The organism is Stenotrophomonas sp. LM091 (genome assembly GCF_001806305.1).
Classification (GTDB): Bacteria; Pseudomonadota; Gammaproteobacteria; order Xanthomonadales; family Xanthomonadaceae; genus Stenotrophomonas; species Stenotrophomonas bentonitica_A.
On record NZ_CP017483.1, the window covers coordinates 2,882,861 to 2,899,049 of the forward strand.

Here is a 16,189-nt window from a genome sequence, read left to right on the forward strand (position 1 = left end):
GGCCTGATGCGCTCCGGTCATGAGCATATGCTTGACGATTGGTTCCGCCGCCCCCAGCGGCGGCGGATGCTGGGTGGTTACCGATCGTGCCGACCGCTGGCCGGAAATCGCATGATCAGGCGGGGCCTGCCGCGATTCCGGCGATCGTTCAGGGCGCCGGACCACACGCATAGGCCAACACCGCCAGATGCCGCCGCGGGTCGAGCCCGAGCAGGGCCAAGAGGGCGGCGTCGTCGAACGAGCCGATCGCGCAGCCGGCGGCGTTCATCGACGCCACCTGCTGCCCCAGCGCCCCCAGCCAGACTCCAGCCTCGATCAACACGAAGCGGCCGCCGCGCTCGCCGTATTTGGCCAGCGTCCCGCCTGGCTCGGCGATCAGGAACAGCACGGCCGCCGGCCGCTCCGGCCAGTCCACGCCCAGCAGCCCGGACAGCGCCGGCCATGCGGGGCAGGGCGCCACCGGTACCAGCGCGTGCTCGAGCGGATCGTACCAATGGATGCCCGGCGCTGATGCGATCGCATCGTCGATGCCGTACAGCGCGGCATAGGCCTGGATCGGGTACTTGGCCCCACCGGATGGCAGACGCCGCGTGTCACTGTCGCCGGGCCGGGCCCGCAGCGGGGCCAGCACGCGCCCCAGTTCCTGCGCGCCCCACTGTGCATCACCGAAGCGGCGGCCACTGCGGCGCTGCGCGAGGGCATCGCCGGGGCGTACCGGGTCCGGCAAGGCGACGCCGGCTGCTGCATGCAATGGCCGTGGCGGCGACCAGGCGCGTGCGGCATCTTCGGCGATGCGCGCGCGCATCACGTCTGCGCGCGCGGGATTGAGCTCGCCGTTGTGCCAGAACAGATGGAACAGCGGGGCATCGTCCCAGGGGGAAGGCGGTGACGGCATGCGGTCCTCGGGGATCAGCCCAATGGATGCGGGAAGGGGTTGGGAAACGCGCCGCCGTGCGGCACGCCGGGATAGCGCCATGCCACGTCCCGGCAGCGGCCACCAAGGAACGGCGCACGTTCGTCGGCATGCAGACCGCTGAGCTGTGGCGACAACACCCGCATCACCCGCAGGCCCGCCGCGGCCACATCGGCGGTGGTCAACTCGCGGTAGTACAGCGCGATGCCGGCACGGCCCAGCCGGCGTCGCAGCTGATCGAGCTCGATGACCGCGCGCGGCGCGGCGGACGGGATCGCCGCGCCTGGTAGTGGCAGCTGCAAGGTACTGTCGCCCGCCTCCCGCAGCAGCGGCAGCTGCGACCACAGCTCCGGGCGCAGGGTGTAGAAGGCGGCATGCTCGTCGAAGCTGCGCAGCGCTGCGGGTTCACGAGGCAGCCGGGCGCTTTCGCGGCCACACAGATGCGCGGCAAAGGTCAGTGCCTGCTGCCATTCCAGCAGCGCCTTGTGCAGTGCCTCGCCCGGATCGGCGCGGCAGGCGATGCCGAGGACGTAGCGGGGGCGGCCTTCGAAGGGAATGCCACCGGCGACCGCGATGACCGGGTGCGGATTCCAGTGCTGGGTCAGGTCGAACGCCTGCAGTTCACCACCGCGCGCGTCCACATGGGCGTGCCATTGCGCCGGCAGCGCGATTCGCCGGCCGGCCACGCCATTGAGCCATGTCACTGCCAGCGCATCGCGCTCCAGCAGTTCCTGGGCCGCGCGCAACAGCGCCAGCCAGGCGCCATCGCGCCCATCCCGCCAGGCCGCCAGACCACTGGACGTCGATGGCAATCGCGCCTGGCCGCTGCGCGGCCCCAGTCCCACCAGCTCTTGCGGCACCCAGGCGACCCGGTTGTCGTCCAGCGCATGCACCGCTGCGAACAGGTCTTCGTCGCGTTCGGGCATCGGCCACGGGAAGTCCGGCATGGCGCGTTGGCTCGCCGAGAACAGCGCGAACGCCGATTCGTCCAGACGTTGTGTGGGCGTCAGCGCATCGCGACGACGCACTTCCAGGCCCGCCTGCGCCGCCGCCAGCCGCTCCAGCGCCTCGGCGACCGCGCCGTCGGCGGCCGCAGCGGCCTCCAGCGCAACCGCGCCCGAGACGCCCTGCCAGGGATTGGCCGGGTCCGCCGGCGTGGCGGCATTGTGTACGCGCCGTCCCTCGAACAAGGGGCCGGTTGCATCGCACGGGTCGGCTTCGATCGGTTGGGCTGGGCGCACCAGGCCACAGCGCGGACGCGCTGCGCCATGCAGCAGGTGCGACGACAGCGTGGGCATATCCGGCTCTGCCGCCTGCACGGCGGCGCGGCTCATTTCATCACGCCCAGCCAGAGCATCATCTCGAGCGCGCCTACGGCGAACAGGCCCAGCAGCAGCCCGATGGCGATGCCGATGCCGCGCCCGAGCGAACGCCCCGCGCGCTCGTAGACCAGGGCATAAATGCCGAGATACAGCCCGACGGCGACGAACAGCCCGAATATCGGGTTGGAGGTGCTGATGAAAATGCCGCCGCCGATCGCGGCCAGCGGCAAGGCGAACAGCCCCAGCAGTATCCGGCTGGTGCGGCTCAGGCCGGCTGCCGGCATCACCGGTGCCGGTGCCGCGGGATGATCCGGAGTGACGGCGCTGGGCGGTTCCTGCGGCAACGCAGGTGGCTGGCCGTGGCGTTCGGTGGGCGTATCGACGGTGACGGGGGGGATGTCTGCGGCGCTGCTGATGGCGGCGGGCGCGACGGGTTCCAGCTTGCCCAGCACCACTGCCGACAGTACCGAGGTGCCGAGCAGGGTGACGACACAGGAACTGCAGGTAGTCGATGTCGAGCCGCCACCTGCCGCGGCAAGGTCCTGGCGCGAGGCACTGGCATCGAACTGGGTCGGCAGGCGATACATGGGGTCACTCCGTTGACCGGGGCGGAAACGCCCGGCGCACGCCCCACATTATCACGGGCGCCCGATGTCCCAGGGCAGCGGCAGCAGTGCAGGCATCGACATCTCACCGCCCTGGCAGGCGGGGCACCATGGCAGCCGCAGCACCCGGTCGCGTTCCCCATGCAGGCGATGCAGGTCGAGCCAGACGCTGCGTTCGAGATAGCCGAGCAACAGGTGGGGCTGATCCAGCAACGGCGCGACCAGCGCCGCGATCCGTGCCGGTTGCGTTGCGACTTCCGGCAGCGCGGGCACCACCGCTTCGCCCCAGCGGCGCAGTACGCGGTTGCCCAGGCAATACACACAGGCAGTCTGGCCGGGCACCACATAGGGTCCAAGCGCGAGGGTGTGGTGATAGCTGAGGTCCAGCAGCAGATGCGGCTGTGCCGGCATATGTGACACGTAGCGGGCCAAGGCCTGTTCCCAGCCGAGCCCGTGGCGGACCAGCACGAGGAGGTCGGCATCGGCGGTGGCATCGACGCGCTGCAGATCCGCGCTGGCATGCTGGTCGAAGGCCTCGGCCAGCCCAGGCAGCGGTTCCCCGAGCCAAACCAGTGCATAGCGGCGCACAGGGCGCACCGCCTGCGACGGCACCAGTACGCCGAGACGCATCAACTGGCGGACCGCCGGGCCACAGTCGGCATCGTCCTGCACAAGCGCCAGTGTGTCGTCCTGCCAATGGCCGAGGATGCGTTCGATGACCGTCGGGGTATCGGCCTCGTCGACCACATACAATTCGTCGGCGCCACCGGACACCAGCAGCAGCGGGCGCTGCGCATGGGTCTGCGAAAACAGGGCCCAGGCCGGATTGCGCGTCCAGCGCGGTGTGTCCGCGTGCGTACCTGCGTGGTGCTGACTGCCTGCTGCTGCCACTGCGTACAGTCCCGGTATCCGCGAAAGCGCAAGGATAGCGGCAAACACGCTTGCCACGTTCTGCTACGGTGCGCGCGTGCCCACCCCGCCTCATGCCCGCGCTCCGCTCCCGCATCCGCCCTGGCGCGAGGCCATGCTGTGGATGCTGCTGCTCGGCGCGATGTTCATCCATGGCTACAGCTGGACCAATCAATGGGCTGCCAGCCAGGCCCATACCTACAGCCTGCACGGTCGCTGGGACGAGGCGATCCCGTTCTGGCCTTGGTCGATCTGGCCGTACCTGGCGCTGAACCTGCTGTACCCGCTGACGTTCTTCCTCTGCCCGACCCGATCCGCCCTGCGCCGCCATGCGATGGCCATCGCGCTGGTGCAGGCCGCCTGCATGCTCGCCTTCGTGTGTTGGCCGACCGGCAACGTGCGTGTTTTGCCGCAGCCGGATGGCGCGAGCGGACTGGTGTTCGCCCAGCTGCGCGCGTTCGAGGCGCCGTTCAACATGGCGCCATCGCTGCATGCCGCGGTACTGGTGGTGGTCTGGCAGGCATGGCGCCGCTGGCTGCTGGCCGATACGGCGGCGTTGCGCTGGCTGTGGCACGGCGCCTGTGGGCTGATCCTGGTCTCGACGCTCACCACCTGGCAACACGATCTGCTGGACGTGCTTGCCGGCCTCCTGGTGGGCGCGCTGGCGCTGTGGATCCCCGCGAGCTCAAGGGCCCCGTAGCGACCGGTAGGCCCCTCGGCAAATGTCCCCCGGCCGCCGCCTCACAGCGACGACCTCCTCCTTGATTTTGCCCAGGGGCCTACCGGCCGCTACGGCGCTCCGGCTCGCGGTAGGCAGAAGAGAAGCCGTGCTTTCCATGCAGCGCCAGTGGTCTGGACACGTGGGGCGCGATGCCCTTGTGGGCGAAATAAAGGAGGAGGGGGCGGCCGCAGGCCGACGCCGGGGGACATTCGCCGGCAAGGGCATCGCGCCCCAGCGCTCGACCTACTCCAGGCCTCGCCCGGAAAGGCTCAGAGGGCGCTTCTTGATTTCACGCAGATGGGAGCAGAACAAAAAAAGGCCAGCGCGAACGCTGGCCTTCCGATATCCACACCGGTGAGGCTTACTTGTTCTCGGCATCACCCGGAGTGAAGTGCGGCATCGCCGCAGCGGCGCCTTCCTTCTCGGTCGAACGACCGGCGAACTGGTTGGCGAACCGCACGTGACGGGCGAAGGCCGCCTCCGGGTCCTGCGCGATCGAGGCAACCAGCGCACCGTTGAACGCATCGCCGGCACCGGTGGTGTCCAGCACCTGCACCTGCTCGGCGCCCACGCGGTAATACGGCTGGGTATCGCCACGCAGGTTCTCTTCGGCGTGCGACACGAACACACCCACCGAACCCAGCGTCACCACCACCGTGCCGTTGCCGACCAGCTTGCGGCACAGCGCATGCAGGCTGGCGCCATCCAGCGCGGCGACATCGTTGGCATCCACGCGCTCGCCGACATGACGGCCGAGCAGGGCGGCGAACTCGGTCTCGTTCGGGGTCAGCACATCGGCCAGCTTGAGCAGGCCGATGCTGGAGGGCGCATCGGCAGGCGCGACGTTGAGCACGGTGGTGGCACCGGCCTCGCGTGCGATGGCCAGGGCCGCCTCGATCGTTTCCACCGGCGATTCCAGCTGCGCCAGCACCACCTTGGCACCGGCCAGCAGCGCGCGCTGCTGATCAACGAAACCCAGGCTCAACGCGGCGTTGGCGCCCGGGCCGATCACGATGGTGTTGCGGCCGCGGCTGTCGACATAGATGCCGCCGGTGCCGGTCGGCTCGCTGCTGGCCTCGGCGGTCAGCGCGAAACCGTCCTGCTCGGCCAGGCCGCGGGCCATCGCACCGCCGGCGTCATCGCCCAGCGCGCACAGGAACGTGGTCGGCGCGCCGGCACGGCGGGCGGCCACGGCCTGGTTGAAGCCCTTGCCGCCGGGACCGGTGCTGTAGCGGCCGGCAATGGTCGCACCCGGGGCCGGGAGCGACTCACAACGCCAGACATGATCCACATTGAAGGAACCGATTACGACGACACTGCTACTCATAAAGACTGTTTCTCAGGGAACGGATATCAGCTGAAATGCGTCAGCACGCCGGCGATGGTCGCCGTCATGAAGGTGGCAATGGTACCGCCCAGCACCGCACGCAGGCCGAACTTGGCCAGATCGTGGCGGCGCTCCGGTGCCAGACCACCAATACCACCGATCTGGATCGCGATGGAGCTGAAGTTGGCAAAACCGCACAGCGCGTAGGTGGCGATCAGGCGGCCCTCGTCGGAGAGCACCATGCCCGGCACCTGGCCGTTGACGATCTTGGACAGCTCCGAGTACGCCACGAACTCGTTGATCACGACCTTCTGGCCGATCAGCGAGCCGACCGTGGTGGCATCGGCCCACGGGGTACCGATCACCCAGGCGATCGGGGCCAGCAGGTAGCCGAACAGGGTGGACAGGTCGGTCGGGCGGCCGATGATCGCGGCCAGGCCGGTCACGTCACCCAGCCAGGTCAGCGGGGCGTTCAGCAGCGCGATCAGCGCGATGAAGGCCAGCAGCATCGCACCGATGTTCAGCGCCAGCTTCAGGCCGTCGCCGGCACCGGCCGCGGCGGCGTCGATGATGTTGCTGGAGGTCTTCTCCACTTCCATCTTGACCGTGCCGCGGGTCAGCGGGGTGCCGGTTTCGGGCACCAGCAGCTTGGCCACCACCAGGGTCGCCGGGGCGGCCATGATGCTCGCCGCCAGCAGGTGCTTGGCGTAGAAGGCCTGCTGGGCCGGGTCGCTGCCACCGAGCATGCCCACGTAGGCGGCCAGCACGCCGCCGGCGATGTGCGCCATGCCGCCGATCATCATCGTGATCAGCTCGGACTGGGTCATCTTGGCGATGTACGGGCGCACCGTCAGCGGTGCTTCGGTCTGGCCGATGAAGACGCTGGCGCAGACGCTGGTGGTTTCCGCACCGGACACGCGCATGATCTTGGTGATCGCCCAGGCCATCGCACGCACGATCGTCTGCATCACGTTGAGGTGGTACATGACCCCCATCAGCGCCGAGAAGAAGATGATGGTCGGCAACACCTGGAAGGCGAAGATGAAACCGAACTGCTCGGTGTTCATCAGGCTGCCGAAGATGAAGCCGGAGCCCTCGTTGACGAAGCTCAGGATCTTGACGAAGCCCTTGCCCAGCGCATCGAACACATCACGGCCACCCGGCACCAGCAGCACCACCGCCGCGAAGGCGATCTGCAGTGCGATACCGGTGACCACCAGGCGCCAGTCGACGGCCCGCTTGTTGTTCGAGAACAACCAGGCAATGCCGATCAGCACTGCCAACCCGAACAGGCCGAAGCCAATCCTGCCCAAACCTTCGACCATGAGACTTCCCTTGGGGCGCCGCGAAAAACGGGAAGCCTAGAGCAGCGGCAAGGGCGGGGCAAGGAAAAGCAGCGTCTGCGAGCCGATCGGTCGTGATCGGGCCTGTATCGACAAGGCATGGCCAGCGTGGCGTGTGGTGTGTCACGGGCCGTGAGATCGCCGCGGCCGGCCTGCGCGCGCTGCGCGCCACCCTCTACACTTACCGGCATCGATCCGGCCCGGTCGCGGGCCCGCAGCAGGAGAATCACATGCTCTATCGCCGTCTAGGCTCCACCGGCCTGAAGCTCTCGGCCCTGTCCTTCGGGGCCTGGGTGACCTTCGGCGACCAGATCGGCCGCGATGAGGCCCGCAAGCTGATCGCCACCGCCTGGGATGCCGGGGTCAACTTCTTCGACAACGCCGAGGGCTATGCCCGCGGCCGCGCCGAGCAGGTGATGGGGGATGTGATCGCCGACCTGCGCCTGCCCCGTGATGGCTTCTGTGTCTCCAGCAAGGTGTTCTTCGGGGCGGTCGACGACCCGCGCCCGACCCAGCAGGGCCTGTCGCGCAAACATGTGACCGACGCCTGCCACGCCGCGCTCAAGCGCCTGCGGGTGGACTATCTGGACCTGTACTACTGCCACCGCCCGGATCCGGACACCCCGATCGCCGAGACCGTGCAGGCCATGGATACCCTGATCCGCCAGGGCAAGGTGCTGTACTGGGGCACCTCGGAATGGTCGGCCGCGCAGATCCAGGAAGCGGTGGATATCGCCCGCGCACGCCACCTGCACGCCCCGTCGATGGAGCAGCCGCAGTACAACCTGCTGCACCGCGAGCGGGTCGAGCGCGAGTACGCGCCGCTGTATGCCGAGGCGGGGCTGGGCACCACGATCTGGTCGCCGCTGGCCTCGGGCCTGCTGACCGGCAAGTACAACGCCGGCGTCGACCCGCAGTCGCGGCTGGGCCAGGAACAGCTGGGCTGGTTGAAGGCGCAGGTGCTCGAGGACGGCAGCGACCGCCTGGAGCGGGTCCGCCGCTATACCGCGCTGGCCGCGCAGCTGGGGGTCTCCCCGGCGCAACTGGCGATCGCCTGGTGCCTGCGCAATCCCAACGTCTCCAGCGTGATCCTAGGCGCGAGCCGGGTCAGCCAGCTGGAAGAGAACCTGGGCGCACTGGCGCTGTTCGAGCAGCTCGATGAAAGCGTCTGGCAGCAGGTGGACGCGGTCTTTGGTTGATCGGCCGGTTGGGTGCAGGGCGCCGGCCAGCGGCCGGCGCTACCGATCCCGTGGCAGGGACATCGAGGTACCCGACTGGAGGAAGGTCGTGCCGGCCGCTGGCCGGCTCCGCAATCCCGTGTAGCGGCACGCGTCCCACTATGCGATTGACGAAACCTATTGATAGATGAAGTTCGATCATTAATGCCATCTATCAAATTGAGAATGGTTGTTGATTGTCAACTGAGAATCATTATCATTTGACTCGCCCCTCGCAACGAGTCCAGACGATGAACACTCAAGCTGCTGTACTGCTGCGCCCCGAAACGCTGACCCTCCGCGACCGTCCGGTCCGCGTGGTCCCGCCCGAAGAAGTGATCGACAGCGAAGCCCTGCTCAAGGGTCGCCGTGAAATCCTGATCCAGCACGGCGACCGCTTCTATCGCCTGCGCCATACCAGCAACGACAAGTTGATCCTGACCAAGTAACGGCGCTGCCTCCCCCGCGGGGAGGCACCGGTGACCGCGTGGCTACGCGATCCGTGCCTTCCCTGGGCAGGCCGTTATCCCAGCTCTCTCCCCCTCGACACTCCGCCGTCGGCTCCGGCCCGCGGCGTGGGTCGAGGGTCTCCCCCGCAACCGCCGATTGCAGGTAGATCCCATGAGCCGCGCCCTTTCCGTCGGCCGCCCACCGGGCCGCCATCCCATCGCCGGCCTGCCATCGGCCGCACAGCTGGCCTCACTGGGCACCGTGCTGTGCCTGTACCGCCCGGACAGCAGTGAACTGGGCGGTTGGAAGCACGCCGTGTCTGCCCACGCCTGCCAGGGCATGGACAGCGAAGGCATCCGCGAAAGCCTGTGCTTCGTCGATGCCCGCGGCCGCTGCTGCTGGCGGCTGTACCTGCTGCCTGACAGCGATTTCCTCGCCTGGGACCGCCTGGTTTCCGCCTTCCCCGCACGCCCCGAGCCGGTCAACGACGCCGGCGTCGCCGAGCGCCTGTGGCGGCGCCTGGCCGTGCGCCTGGGCAACGACGCCTGGCGCATGTGCGCACTGCGCCTGCAGGTCGGCGAAGGCCGCGAACTCGCCGCCAGCCTGGCCTCGTTGTCGGCCCTGGGGGCGACCACCGCACGCCGGATCGGGCACGTCGAAGGGGCCGAAGGCGAGCTCTGGGTCGACGACTGCTGCTGCGCCACCGCCGCTCGCCGCGGTGGACCGTGGGCAGCCGACGGCATGCCGGTGATCCAGCTGTAATCTGAAACAACGGACCAGCCCGGCGTCGATGCCGCGCCATCGCAGCCGTCACCGACGCGAAGCCGGTGGCGGCCCGAATGCGGGCGTCGCCCTCACTCCTTGAACATCAGGAACGCCGCTACCAGGATCAGCCCGAACGCGGCCCAGTGGTTCCACTTCAGCGGCTGATCCAGGTAGAACGCCGAGAAGGCCGCGAACACCACCAGGGTGATCACCTCCTGCATGCCCTTCAACTGCGGCGCCGAATACACCGCACTGCCCAGGCGGTTGCCCGGTACCTGCAGGCAGTACTCGAAAAACGCGATGCCCCAGCTGACCAGGATCACCGTCATCAACGGCGCACTCTTGTACTTCAGATGCCCGTACCAGGCGAAGGTCATGAAAATGTTGCTGCCCAGCAGCAGCAGTACGGGATACAGATAGGCAGTGAACGGGGTGCCGGGCATCCGGGCGATCTCAGGGGGCAGGGGCGTGCAGCATACCGAGGCACGCCCCGTGCCTGTGTCATCGCCGCGTGCTCATGCCTCCCGCAGGGCCAGCGCCGGCGGGGTATGCAGGATCCGCCGCGTGCCCCACCAGCCGGCCAGCATGCTCAACAGCACCCCCAGCCCACCGCCAAGCAGCAACGGCCCCCAGGGCGGGCTGAGCGTCAACTCGAACACCTGCCGCGCCACCACGCTGCCCAGCAGCGCCGCCGTGCCCACCGCCAGCAACGCCGACAACAGGCCCAGCGCCCCGAACTCGACCAGCACCGCGCCCCGCAGCTGGCGGCGCGTGGCCCCCAGCGTGCGCAGCACCGCACTGTCATAGCGGCGCTCGCCGGCCGTGGCCTGCAATGCCGCCAGCAGCACCAGTAGGCCGGCCAGCAGGCTGAAGCCCATGACCAGCTGCACCGCCTGCGTCACCCGGTTGATCACCTCGCGCACGCGCTCGAGGATGCCGTCGATGTCCAGCAGCGAAATGTTGGGGTACGCCCGGGTCAGCCCGGCCAGCGCCGGTGCCTGCGTGCGCGGCAGGTGGAAGGCGGTGATCAGGTTGTAGGGGGCATCGGCCACCGCACCTTCGTTGAGCAGCAGGAAGAAATTGACCCGGAACGAATCCCAGTCCGCCTTGCGGATGCTGGTGACCGTGAAGCTGCGCTCCTGATCGCCCATCTGCAGCGTGACCGTGTCGCCCAGCTTCATCCCGTAACGCTCAGCCCAGCCCTGTTCGATCGAGGCTTCCGCCGCGGTACTGCCGGCCTTCCAGAAGGTTCCGCCGAGCAGCGTGTTGGCCGGCGGGAAATCATGCCGCCACGAGAAGTTGACCGGGCGGTTGGCATCGTCGTCCTCGTTGCTGTTGTCCTCGCGCGCCTGCCGCTGCGGCGGACGCGCGTTGACCGCCAGCAGGCGACCGGTACTGAACGGCTCGATGCCCGGCGAGACCACGCCCAGCCCGGCCAGGGTCGAGAGCACCGCATCGCGCTGCTCCGGCTGGATGTTCATCAGGAAGTAGTTCGGCGTGTCGGTCGGCAGGCGGTCGCGCCACTGCGCCAACAACCCCGGGCCGATCACCGACAGCAGCAGCAGCGAACACAGCGACAGCGACAGGCCGACCAGCTGCATCACCGCCAGCCCGCGCCGCCGCGTCAGCGAGGCCAGGCCCAGTTTCCAGCGCCCGCGCAGGCGCGGTTGCACGCCACGCAGCAGCCACAGCAGCAGCGCACCGAGCGCACCGGCCAGTGCCGCCAGTGCGGCCAGCCCGCCCAGCACCCACGCAGCCAGTTTGACGTCGCCGGTGGCCTGCACCGTGAGCGCGACGGTGGCCGCCAGCGCGGCCGCATAGACCAGCATGGAACTCGGCGGCAACGCCGCGAAGCTGCGGTTGAGCACGCGCATCGGCGGCACGCTGCGCAGGCGCAGCAGCGGCGGCAGGCCGAAGCCGAGCAGCAGCACCAGGCCGATGCCGGCACCACCCAGCGCCGGCGTGGCCTGCGGCAGGGGCAGGCGGTTCGGAATCAATCCACCCAGCGCCTGCACCAGCCCGGCCTGCGCGGCCATGCCCAGGCCGATGCCGACCAGGCAGGCGGGTACGGCCAGCATGACCAGCTGCAGGGCCATCGCCGCGAGAATGTCGCGCTGGCGTGCGCCCAGACAGCGCAGGATCGCGACCTGGTCGATGCGACGCATCGCGAAGCGGTTGGCAGCCAGTGCCGTGGCGACACCGGCCAGCAGCACCGCCAGCAGGGCGGCCAGCGACAGGAAACGGCCGGCCAGATCGAATGCGCCGCGCACCCCGCGCTGGGTATCGTCGATGCCAACGATCCGGTAGCCCTTGGCCTGCGGCGTCAGCCACTCGCGGAAGGCGGCGATCTGCGCCGGCTCGCCGGCGAACATCATCCGGTACGACGCGCGGCTGCCCGGCCCGAGCAGGCCGGCACGGTCCACATCCATGCGATTAACCAGCAGCGGCGGCGACAGCTGCATCAGCTCACCGGAGGTATCCGGCTCGGCCTGCAGCACCCGCGTCACGGTCAACGTGCCTGCGCCGAATTCCAGGGCATCGCCCACCTGCAGGCCAAGCGCCTGCATCAGCCGCGGATCGGCATAGGCCTGGCCGGGCGGCGGCGTGCCCGCGGTCTCGCTGGCGGTGTCATGCAGGGTGCGGCTGACCCGCAGTTCGCCGCGCAGCGGATAGCCGTCGGCGACTGCCTTGATGTTGGCCATCTGGCTGTCATCGCCATGGAACAGCACGCTTGGGAAACTGACCATGCGCGTATGGGCCAGGCCGCGTTCGCGCGCTGCCTCGGCGAAGCTCTGCGGCACATCCTCGCGTCCGCTCAGGCCCAGATCACCGCCAAGCATTTCCGCCGCGCTGCTGGTCAGTGCCAGCGTCACCCGGTTGACCAGCGTGCCCACCGCGGTCATCACCGCCACGCCCAGCACCAGCGCGGCGAACACGGTCAGCAGATCCCCCGCCAGGAACTCGCGGCGCAGCGCACGCGCCGCGTGGCGCACGACGTTCATGCGCCCACGCCGGCAACGGTATCGGCCAGGCGGCCACCGTCGAGCTGGTAGATGCGCTCGCAGCGCTGGGCCAGGCGCAGGTCATGGGTGACCAGCACCAGGGTGGTATCACTGGTGGCATTGAGCGCGAACAGCAGGTCGCTGATCTGCTGCCCGGTGGCCTGGTCCAGGCTGCCGGTGGGCTCATCGGCGAACAGGATGCGCGGCCGTGCCACGAAGGCGCGGGCGAGTGCCACACGCTGCTGCTCGCCACCGGAAAGCTGGCGTGGGTAGTGACGCGCACGGTGGCCCAGGCCGACCTGCTCCAGCACCTGGCGTACCCGCGCGGCATCCTCGCGGCCAGCCAGTTCCAGCGGCAGCGCGATGTTCTCTTCGGCGGTCAGGGCCGGCAGCAGATGGAAACTCTGGAAGACGAAACCCACTTCGCGCGCGCGCAGCTGCGCGCGGGCTTCCTCATCGAGCGTGTTGAGATCGGCACCGGCCAGCGCGATGCTGCCGTGGCTCGGCAGGTCCAGCCCGGCGAGCAGGCCGAGCAGGGTGGTCTTGCCCGAACCTGAAGCGCCGACGATGGCCACGCTCTCGCCTTCATGGACGGTCATGTCAATGTTGTCCAGTATGTGGACTTCACCCTCCGGGCCACGTGCGGACTTGCCCACGTTGTGGGCGGCGATGGCGACGGGCGCGCTGCGGGGGACAGGCTGTCGATGAGGATTCTCCAATGAACCAAGCAAGTGGAAAGGGCCGTGCGGCCCCGATGGGCTGGCTGCTGGCATGGTTGCTGCTGATGCCGATGCTGGCCTGTGCCAAAGGTCCGGACACCCGTGCGGCGGTGCTGGTGGTCGGCGACAGCCTCAGTGCCGCCCACAATATCCCGGCCGCGTCGGGCTGGGTAAACCTGCTTCAGCAGCGGGTCAAACAACAGATCACGCCGCCGCCGGCGATCATCAATGCCAGCATCAGTGGCGAAACCACCGCCGGCGCGCTGACCCGCCTGCCGGGCCTGCTGGAGAAGCACCGCCCTTCGGTGGTGGTGATCGAGCTGGGTGGCAACGATGCGCTGCGCGGGCTCACTCCGGCCCAGCTGCGCGGCAACCTGGAAAAGATGATCGTGGCCAGCCAGAAGGCCGGCGCCAAGGTGCTGCTGCTGGGCATCGACGTGCCGCCCAACTACGGCCCGGCTTACCGCCAGCGCCTGCGCCAGACCTATGCGGAGCTGGCCCGGCAGTACGAGGTACCGCTGCTGCCGTTCCTGCTGGAAGGCGTGGCGCTGAAGCCCAACCTGATGCAGGCCGACGGGCTGCACCCCACCGCAGCTGCGCAGCCGCAGGTGCTGGACAACGTCTGGCCGCTGCTCAAACCCCTGCTTTGATCGGTGTGTGAGGAACTTCACGCCGCGTCCACTGGCGATGCGGCATGTTTCACAAAGCTGAAGAAAGAGGGAATCCCATGCGTCAGACAAAGGAGACCTCCGGCCTGGTGCTGGTGGTCGAAGACAACCGTAATATTTCCGAGATGATCGGCGAGTACCTGGAAGGGCGCGGCTTTGAAGTCGACTACGCCCAGGATGGGCTGGACGGTTATCGTCTGGCGGCCGAGAACAGCTACGACGTGGTCGTGCTGGACCTGATGCTTCCGCGTCTGGACGGCATCGAGGTCTGTCGCCGCCTGCGCAACGACGCCCGCAAGTCGACGCCGGTGCTGATGCTGACCGCGCGCGACACGCTGGACGACAAGCTCACCGGCCTGGGGTTCGGCGCCGATGACTACCTGACCAAGCCGTTCGCGATCCAGGAACTGGAAGCCCGCCTGCGCGCGCTGATCCGCCGCGAGCGTCGCCAGGTCGGCTCGGAAGTGCTCAAGGTCGCCGACCTCGTGCTCGATCCGGTCAGCATGCGCGCCACCCGTGCCGGGACCGAACTGCAGCTCTCGCCGATCGGCCTGCGCCTGCTGACGATCCTCATGCGCGAATCGCCGCGTGTGGTGACCCGCCAGGAAATCGAACGCGAGATCTGGGGCAATGGCCTGCCCGACTCGGATACCCTGCGCAGCCATCTGTACAACCTGCGCAAGATCATCGACAAGCCGTTCGACCGCCCGCTGCTGCACACGGTGCAAAGTGCCGGTTACCGCATTGCCGATATCGCCCAGCCGATGAGCTGACAGGGGATCGATCGCCGCTCGGCCACCTGCCGGTGAGCTGGGCGGCGATCCTCCGGCACCCTCTGGAGCATGACGGCCCGGCGCTTGCCGGGCCGTTGTCATGGTTTGCACGATGGAATCACGGCAAGCTTTCCTATAATCGCCGCGAACCGCCCTGGACCCCGTAATGCCGCACGGTCTGCCGCGCAAGATCCGCATCGTCTTCATCCTCCAAGCCGTGCTCGCCAGCCTGGGCATCCTGCTGGGCGCGTGGCTGGTGTCGTTGGTGATCAAGCACAGCCTGGTCAGCAGCGCGCTGCAGGAAGAGGCCAGCTATTACTGGCAATTGCACGAGGCCTCGCCGGTGCAGCCGCCGCCCAACACCCAGAACATCCGCGGGTATCTTCTCGAGACCGGGCAGTCGCCGCTGAGCCTGCCAGCCAACCTTCGCACGCTCCCTGCCGGCTTCCACGAGCTCAAGGACGACGACCAGCTGGTGCTGGTCGATGCGCGTCCGGAAGGCCGCCTGTACCTCGTGTTCCTGCGCTCGCGCGCGGAGATGCTGGCGTTCTGGTTCGGCGTGGTGCCGGTGCTGCTGACCCTGCTGGCCGTCTATGGCGCCTCCTGGATCACCTACCGCGCCTCCAAACGCCTGGTCTCGCCGGTCAACTGGCTGGCCAGGCGCGTGTCGCGCTGGGATCCCGGGCACCCGGAGGCGGCCGATCTGGCGCCGGCCAAACTGCCGGCCGACATGCAGGGCGAGACCCGCCAGCTGGCCGCCGCGCTGCACTCGTTGGCGACCAAGGTCACCGCGCACGTCGCGCGCGAACGCAACTTCACCCGCGATGCCAGCCACGAGCTGCGCACCCCGCTCACCGTGATCCGCGTGGCCAGCGACATGGCACTGGGCGACCAGGACATGACGCCACGCCTGCGCCGTGGCCTGCAGCGCATCCAGCGCGCCGGGCGTGACATGGAAGCGGTGATCGATGCCTTCCTGATCCTGGCCCGCGAGGCCGATGTCGAGCCGCAGGTCGAGCTGTTCGACGTCAATGAGATCGTCCGCTACGAGGTCGACAACGCCCGCGAACTGATCGCCGGGCGACCGGTCGAGATCCACCTGCACAGCCACGGCCCGGTGATGCTGCACGCCCCGCCGCGGGTACTGCAGGTGGTGGTCAGCAACCTGCTGCGCAACGCCTGCAGTTACACCGACGAAGGCCGGATCGATGTCGATGTCGAAGACGACCGGGTGGTCGTGCGCGATACCGGCATCGGTATGTCGCCCGAAGCGCTCAGCCGCGCGTTCGAGCCGTTCTACCGTGCCGAACCCAGCCGCCCGCAGGGCACCGGGCTGGGGCTGTCGATCGTGCGCCGGCTGTGCGACCGCTTCGGCTGGAAGATCGGCCTGAACAGTGCGCCCGGGCAGGGCACCCAGGCCACGATCCACTACCGTTGAGTCGGGGAGGCGTGGCG

At 68.6% G+C, this 16,189-nt stretch carries 16 protein-coding genes; 7 read left to right on the top strand and 9 right to left on the bottom strand.

Going from position 1 to position 16,189, the window contains the following annotated elements; translation table 11 throughout:
• Positions 1-148 precede the first annotated feature (148 nt).
• From BIZ42_RS12515 to BIZ42_RS12530, 4 genes are read right to left on the bottom strand one after another with little or no spacing between them, the layout of a single operon-like run.
• Positions 149-895, bottom strand: a complete 747-nt coding sequence (locus BIZ42_RS12515) for a SagB/ThcOx family dehydrogenase (protein ID WP_070426639.1) — start codon at positions 893-895, stop codon at positions 149-151.
• A gap of 14 nt (positions 896-909) precedes the next feature.
• Entirely contained in the window at positions 910-2,247 is a 1,338-nt protein-coding gene (locus tag BIZ42_RS12520; RefSeq protein WP_070426640.1) for a YcaO-like family protein, read from the bottom strand.
• Entirely contained in the window at positions 2,244-2,822 is a 579-nt protein-coding gene (locus BIZ42_RS12525; RefSeq protein WP_070426641.1) for a hypothetical protein, read from the bottom strand. Before BIZ42_RS12525 ends, BIZ42_RS12520 begins: the two co-directional genes overlap by 4 nt.
• Before the next feature lie 51 nt (positions 2,823-2,873).
• Positions 2,874-3,731, bottom strand: coding sequence for a hypothetical protein (locus BIZ42_RS12530; RefSeq protein ID WP_070426642.1), 858 nt, complete (start codon positions 3,729-3,731; stop codon positions 2,874-2,876).
• 133 nt (positions 3,732-3,864) lie between these two features.
• Between BIZ42_RS12530 and BIZ42_RS12535 the strand changes: the two genes are divergently transcribed.
• Positions 3,865-4,449, top strand: coding sequence for a phosphatase PAP2 family protein (locus BIZ42_RS12535; RefSeq protein ID WP_070426643.1), 585 nt, complete (start codon positions 3,865-3,867; stop codon positions 4,447-4,449).
• 382 nt (positions 4,450-4,831) lie between these two features.
• On the opposite strand, the gene BIZ42_RS12540 is transcribed toward BIZ42_RS12535, so the two are convergent.
• Positions 4,832-5,797: a ribokinase gene (locus BIZ42_RS12540; protein WP_019182451.1), complete on the bottom strand. Its 966-nt coding sequence runs from the start codon at positions 5,795-5,797 to the stop codon at positions 4,832-4,834.
• Between the two features lie 26 nt (positions 5,798-5,823).
• Complete coding sequence (locus tag BIZ42_RS12545) at positions 5,824-7,122, bottom strand: nucleoside transporter C-terminal domain-containing protein (protein WP_019182450.1); 1,299 nt, start codon at positions 7,120-7,122, stop codon at positions 5,824-5,826.
• Positions 7,123-7,370: 248 nt separating this feature from the next.
• On the opposite strand from BIZ42_RS12545, the gene BIZ42_RS12550 reads away from it, so the two are divergent.
• The 3 genes from BIZ42_RS12550 (at position 7,371) to BIZ42_RS12560 (ending at position 9,569) form a co-directional block, all read left to right on the top strand.
• Positions 7,371-8,339, top strand: coding sequence for an aldo/keto reductase (locus BIZ42_RS12550; protein ID WP_019182449.1), 969 nt, complete (start codon positions 7,371-7,373; stop codon positions 8,337-8,339).
• A gap of 269 nt (positions 8,340-8,608) precedes the next feature.
• Positions 8,609-8,806 (top strand): hemin uptake protein HemP, encoded by a 198-nt coding sequence (locus tag BIZ42_RS12555; protein ID WP_019182448.1) that lies wholly within the window; start codon positions 8,609-8,611, stop codon positions 8,804-8,806.
• 172 nt (positions 8,807-8,978) lie between these two features.
• Positions 8,979-9,569 (top strand): Hemin transport protein, encoded by a 591-nt coding sequence (locus BIZ42_RS12560; RefSeq protein ID WP_070426644.1) that lies wholly within the window; start codon positions 8,979-8,981, stop codon positions 9,567-9,569.
• A 92-nt stretch (positions 9,570-9,661) separates the two neighbouring features.
• Here the strand turns inward: BIZ42_RS12560 and BIZ42_RS12565 are convergent, their stop codons facing one another.
• From BIZ42_RS12565 to BIZ42_RS12575, 3 genes are all read right to left on the bottom strand, one after another.
• Positions 9,662-10,015 (bottom strand): DMT family protein, encoded by a 354-nt coding sequence (locus BIZ42_RS12565; protein ID WP_019182446.1) that lies wholly within the window; start codon positions 10,013-10,015, stop codon positions 9,662-9,664.
• 72 nt (positions 10,016-10,087) lie between these two features.
• Positions 10,088-12,574, bottom strand: coding sequence for an FtsX-like permease family protein (locus tag BIZ42_RS12570; protein WP_070426645.1), 2,487 nt, complete (start codon positions 12,572-12,574; stop codon positions 10,088-10,090).
• Positions 12,571-13,173 carry an ATP-binding cassette domain-containing protein gene (locus BIZ42_RS12575; RefSeq protein WP_070426646.1) on the bottom strand — a complete coding sequence of 201 codons (603 nt, stop codon included), beginning with the start codon at positions 13,171-13,173 and terminating at the stop codon, positions 12,571-12,573. Before BIZ42_RS12575 ends, BIZ42_RS12570 begins: the two co-directional genes overlap by 4 nt.
• Before the next feature lie 119 nt (positions 13,174-13,292).
• Here BIZ42_RS12575 and BIZ42_RS12580 point away from each other — a divergent pair, with 119 nt between their 5' ends.
• The 3 genes from BIZ42_RS12580 (at position 13,293) to BIZ42_RS12590 (ending at position 16,172) form a co-directional block, all read left to right on the top strand.
• Positions 13,293-13,943, top strand: a complete 651-nt coding sequence (locus BIZ42_RS12580; RefSeq protein ID WP_070426647.1) for an arylesterase — start codon at positions 13,293-13,295, stop codon at positions 13,941-13,943.
• 77 nt (positions 13,944-14,020) lie between these two features.
• Complete coding sequence (locus tag BIZ42_RS12585; RefSeq protein ID WP_019182442.1) at positions 14,021-14,734, top strand: response regulator transcription factor; 714 nt, start codon at positions 14,021-14,023, stop codon at positions 14,732-14,734.
• 166 nt (positions 14,735-14,900) lie between these two features.
• Positions 14,901-16,172, top strand: a complete 1,272-nt coding sequence (locus tag BIZ42_RS12590) for a HAMP domain-containing sensor histidine kinase (protein ID WP_070426648.1) — start codon at positions 14,901-14,903, stop codon at positions 16,170-16,172.
• The last annotated feature ends 17 nt before the right edge of the window (positions 16,173-16,189 follow it).

Excerpts from the sequence above, each read along its gene's own strand:
- BIZ42_RS12555 (WP_019182448.1), top strand. The coding sequence starts at position 8,609 with ATGAACACTCAAGCTGCTGTACTGCTGCGCCCCGAAACGCTGACCCTC.
- BIZ42_RS12550 (WP_019182449.1), top strand. The coding sequence starts at position 7,371 with ATGCTCTATCGCCGTCTAGGCTCCACCGGCCTGAAGCTCTCGGCCCTG.
- BIZ42_RS12580 (WP_070426647.1), top strand. The coding sequence starts at position 13,293 with ATGAACCAAGCAAGTGGAAAGGGCCGTGCGGCCCCGATGGGCTGGCTG.
- BIZ42_RS12545 (WP_019182450.1), bottom strand. The coding sequence starts at position 7,122 with ATGGTCGAAGGTTTGGGCAGGATTGGCTTCGGCCTGTTCGGGTTGGCA.
- BIZ42_RS12560 (WP_070426644.1), top strand. The coding sequence starts at position 8,979 with ATGAGCCGCGCCCTTTCCGTCGGCCGCCCACCGGGCCGCCATCCCATC.
- BIZ42_RS12570 (WP_070426645.1), bottom strand. The coding sequence starts at position 12,574 with ATGAACGTCGTGCGCCACGCGGCGCGTGCGCTGCGCCGCGAGTTCCTG.
- BIZ42_RS12585 (WP_019182442.1), top strand. The coding sequence starts at position 14,021 with ATGCGTCAGACAAAGGAGACCTCCGGCCTGGTGCTGGTGGTCGAAGAC.
- BIZ42_RS12565 (WP_019182446.1), bottom strand. The coding sequence starts at position 10,015 with ATGCCCGGCACCCCGTTCACTGCCTATCTGTATCCCGTACTGCTGCTG.
- BIZ42_RS12540 (WP_019182451.1), bottom strand. The coding sequence starts at position 5,797 with ATGAGTAGCAGTGTCGTCGTAATCGGTTCCTTCAATGTGGATCATGTC.
- BIZ42_RS12535 (WP_070426643.1), top strand. The coding sequence starts at position 3,865 with ATGCTGTGGATGCTGCTGCTCGGCGCGATGTTCATCCATGGCTACAGC.
- BIZ42_RS12520 (WP_070426640.1), bottom strand. The coding sequence starts at position 2,247 with ATGAGCCGCGCCGCCGTGCAGGCGGCAGAGCCGGATATGCCCACGCTG.
- BIZ42_RS12515 (WP_070426639.1), bottom strand. The coding sequence starts at position 895 with ATGCCGTCACCGCCTTCCCCCTGGGACGATGCCCCGCTGTTCCATCTG.
- BIZ42_RS12525 (WP_070426641.1), bottom strand. The coding sequence starts at position 2,822 with ATGTATCGCCTGCCGACCCAGTTCGATGCCAGTGCCTCGCGCCAGGAC.
- BIZ42_RS12575 (WP_070426646.1), bottom strand. The coding sequence starts at position 13,173 with ATGACCGTCCATGAAGGCGAGAGCGTGGCCATCGTCGGCGCTTCAGGT.
- BIZ42_RS12590 (WP_070426648.1), top strand. The coding sequence starts at position 14,901 with ATGCCGCACGGTCTGCCGCGCAAGATCCGCATCGTCTTCATCCTCCAA.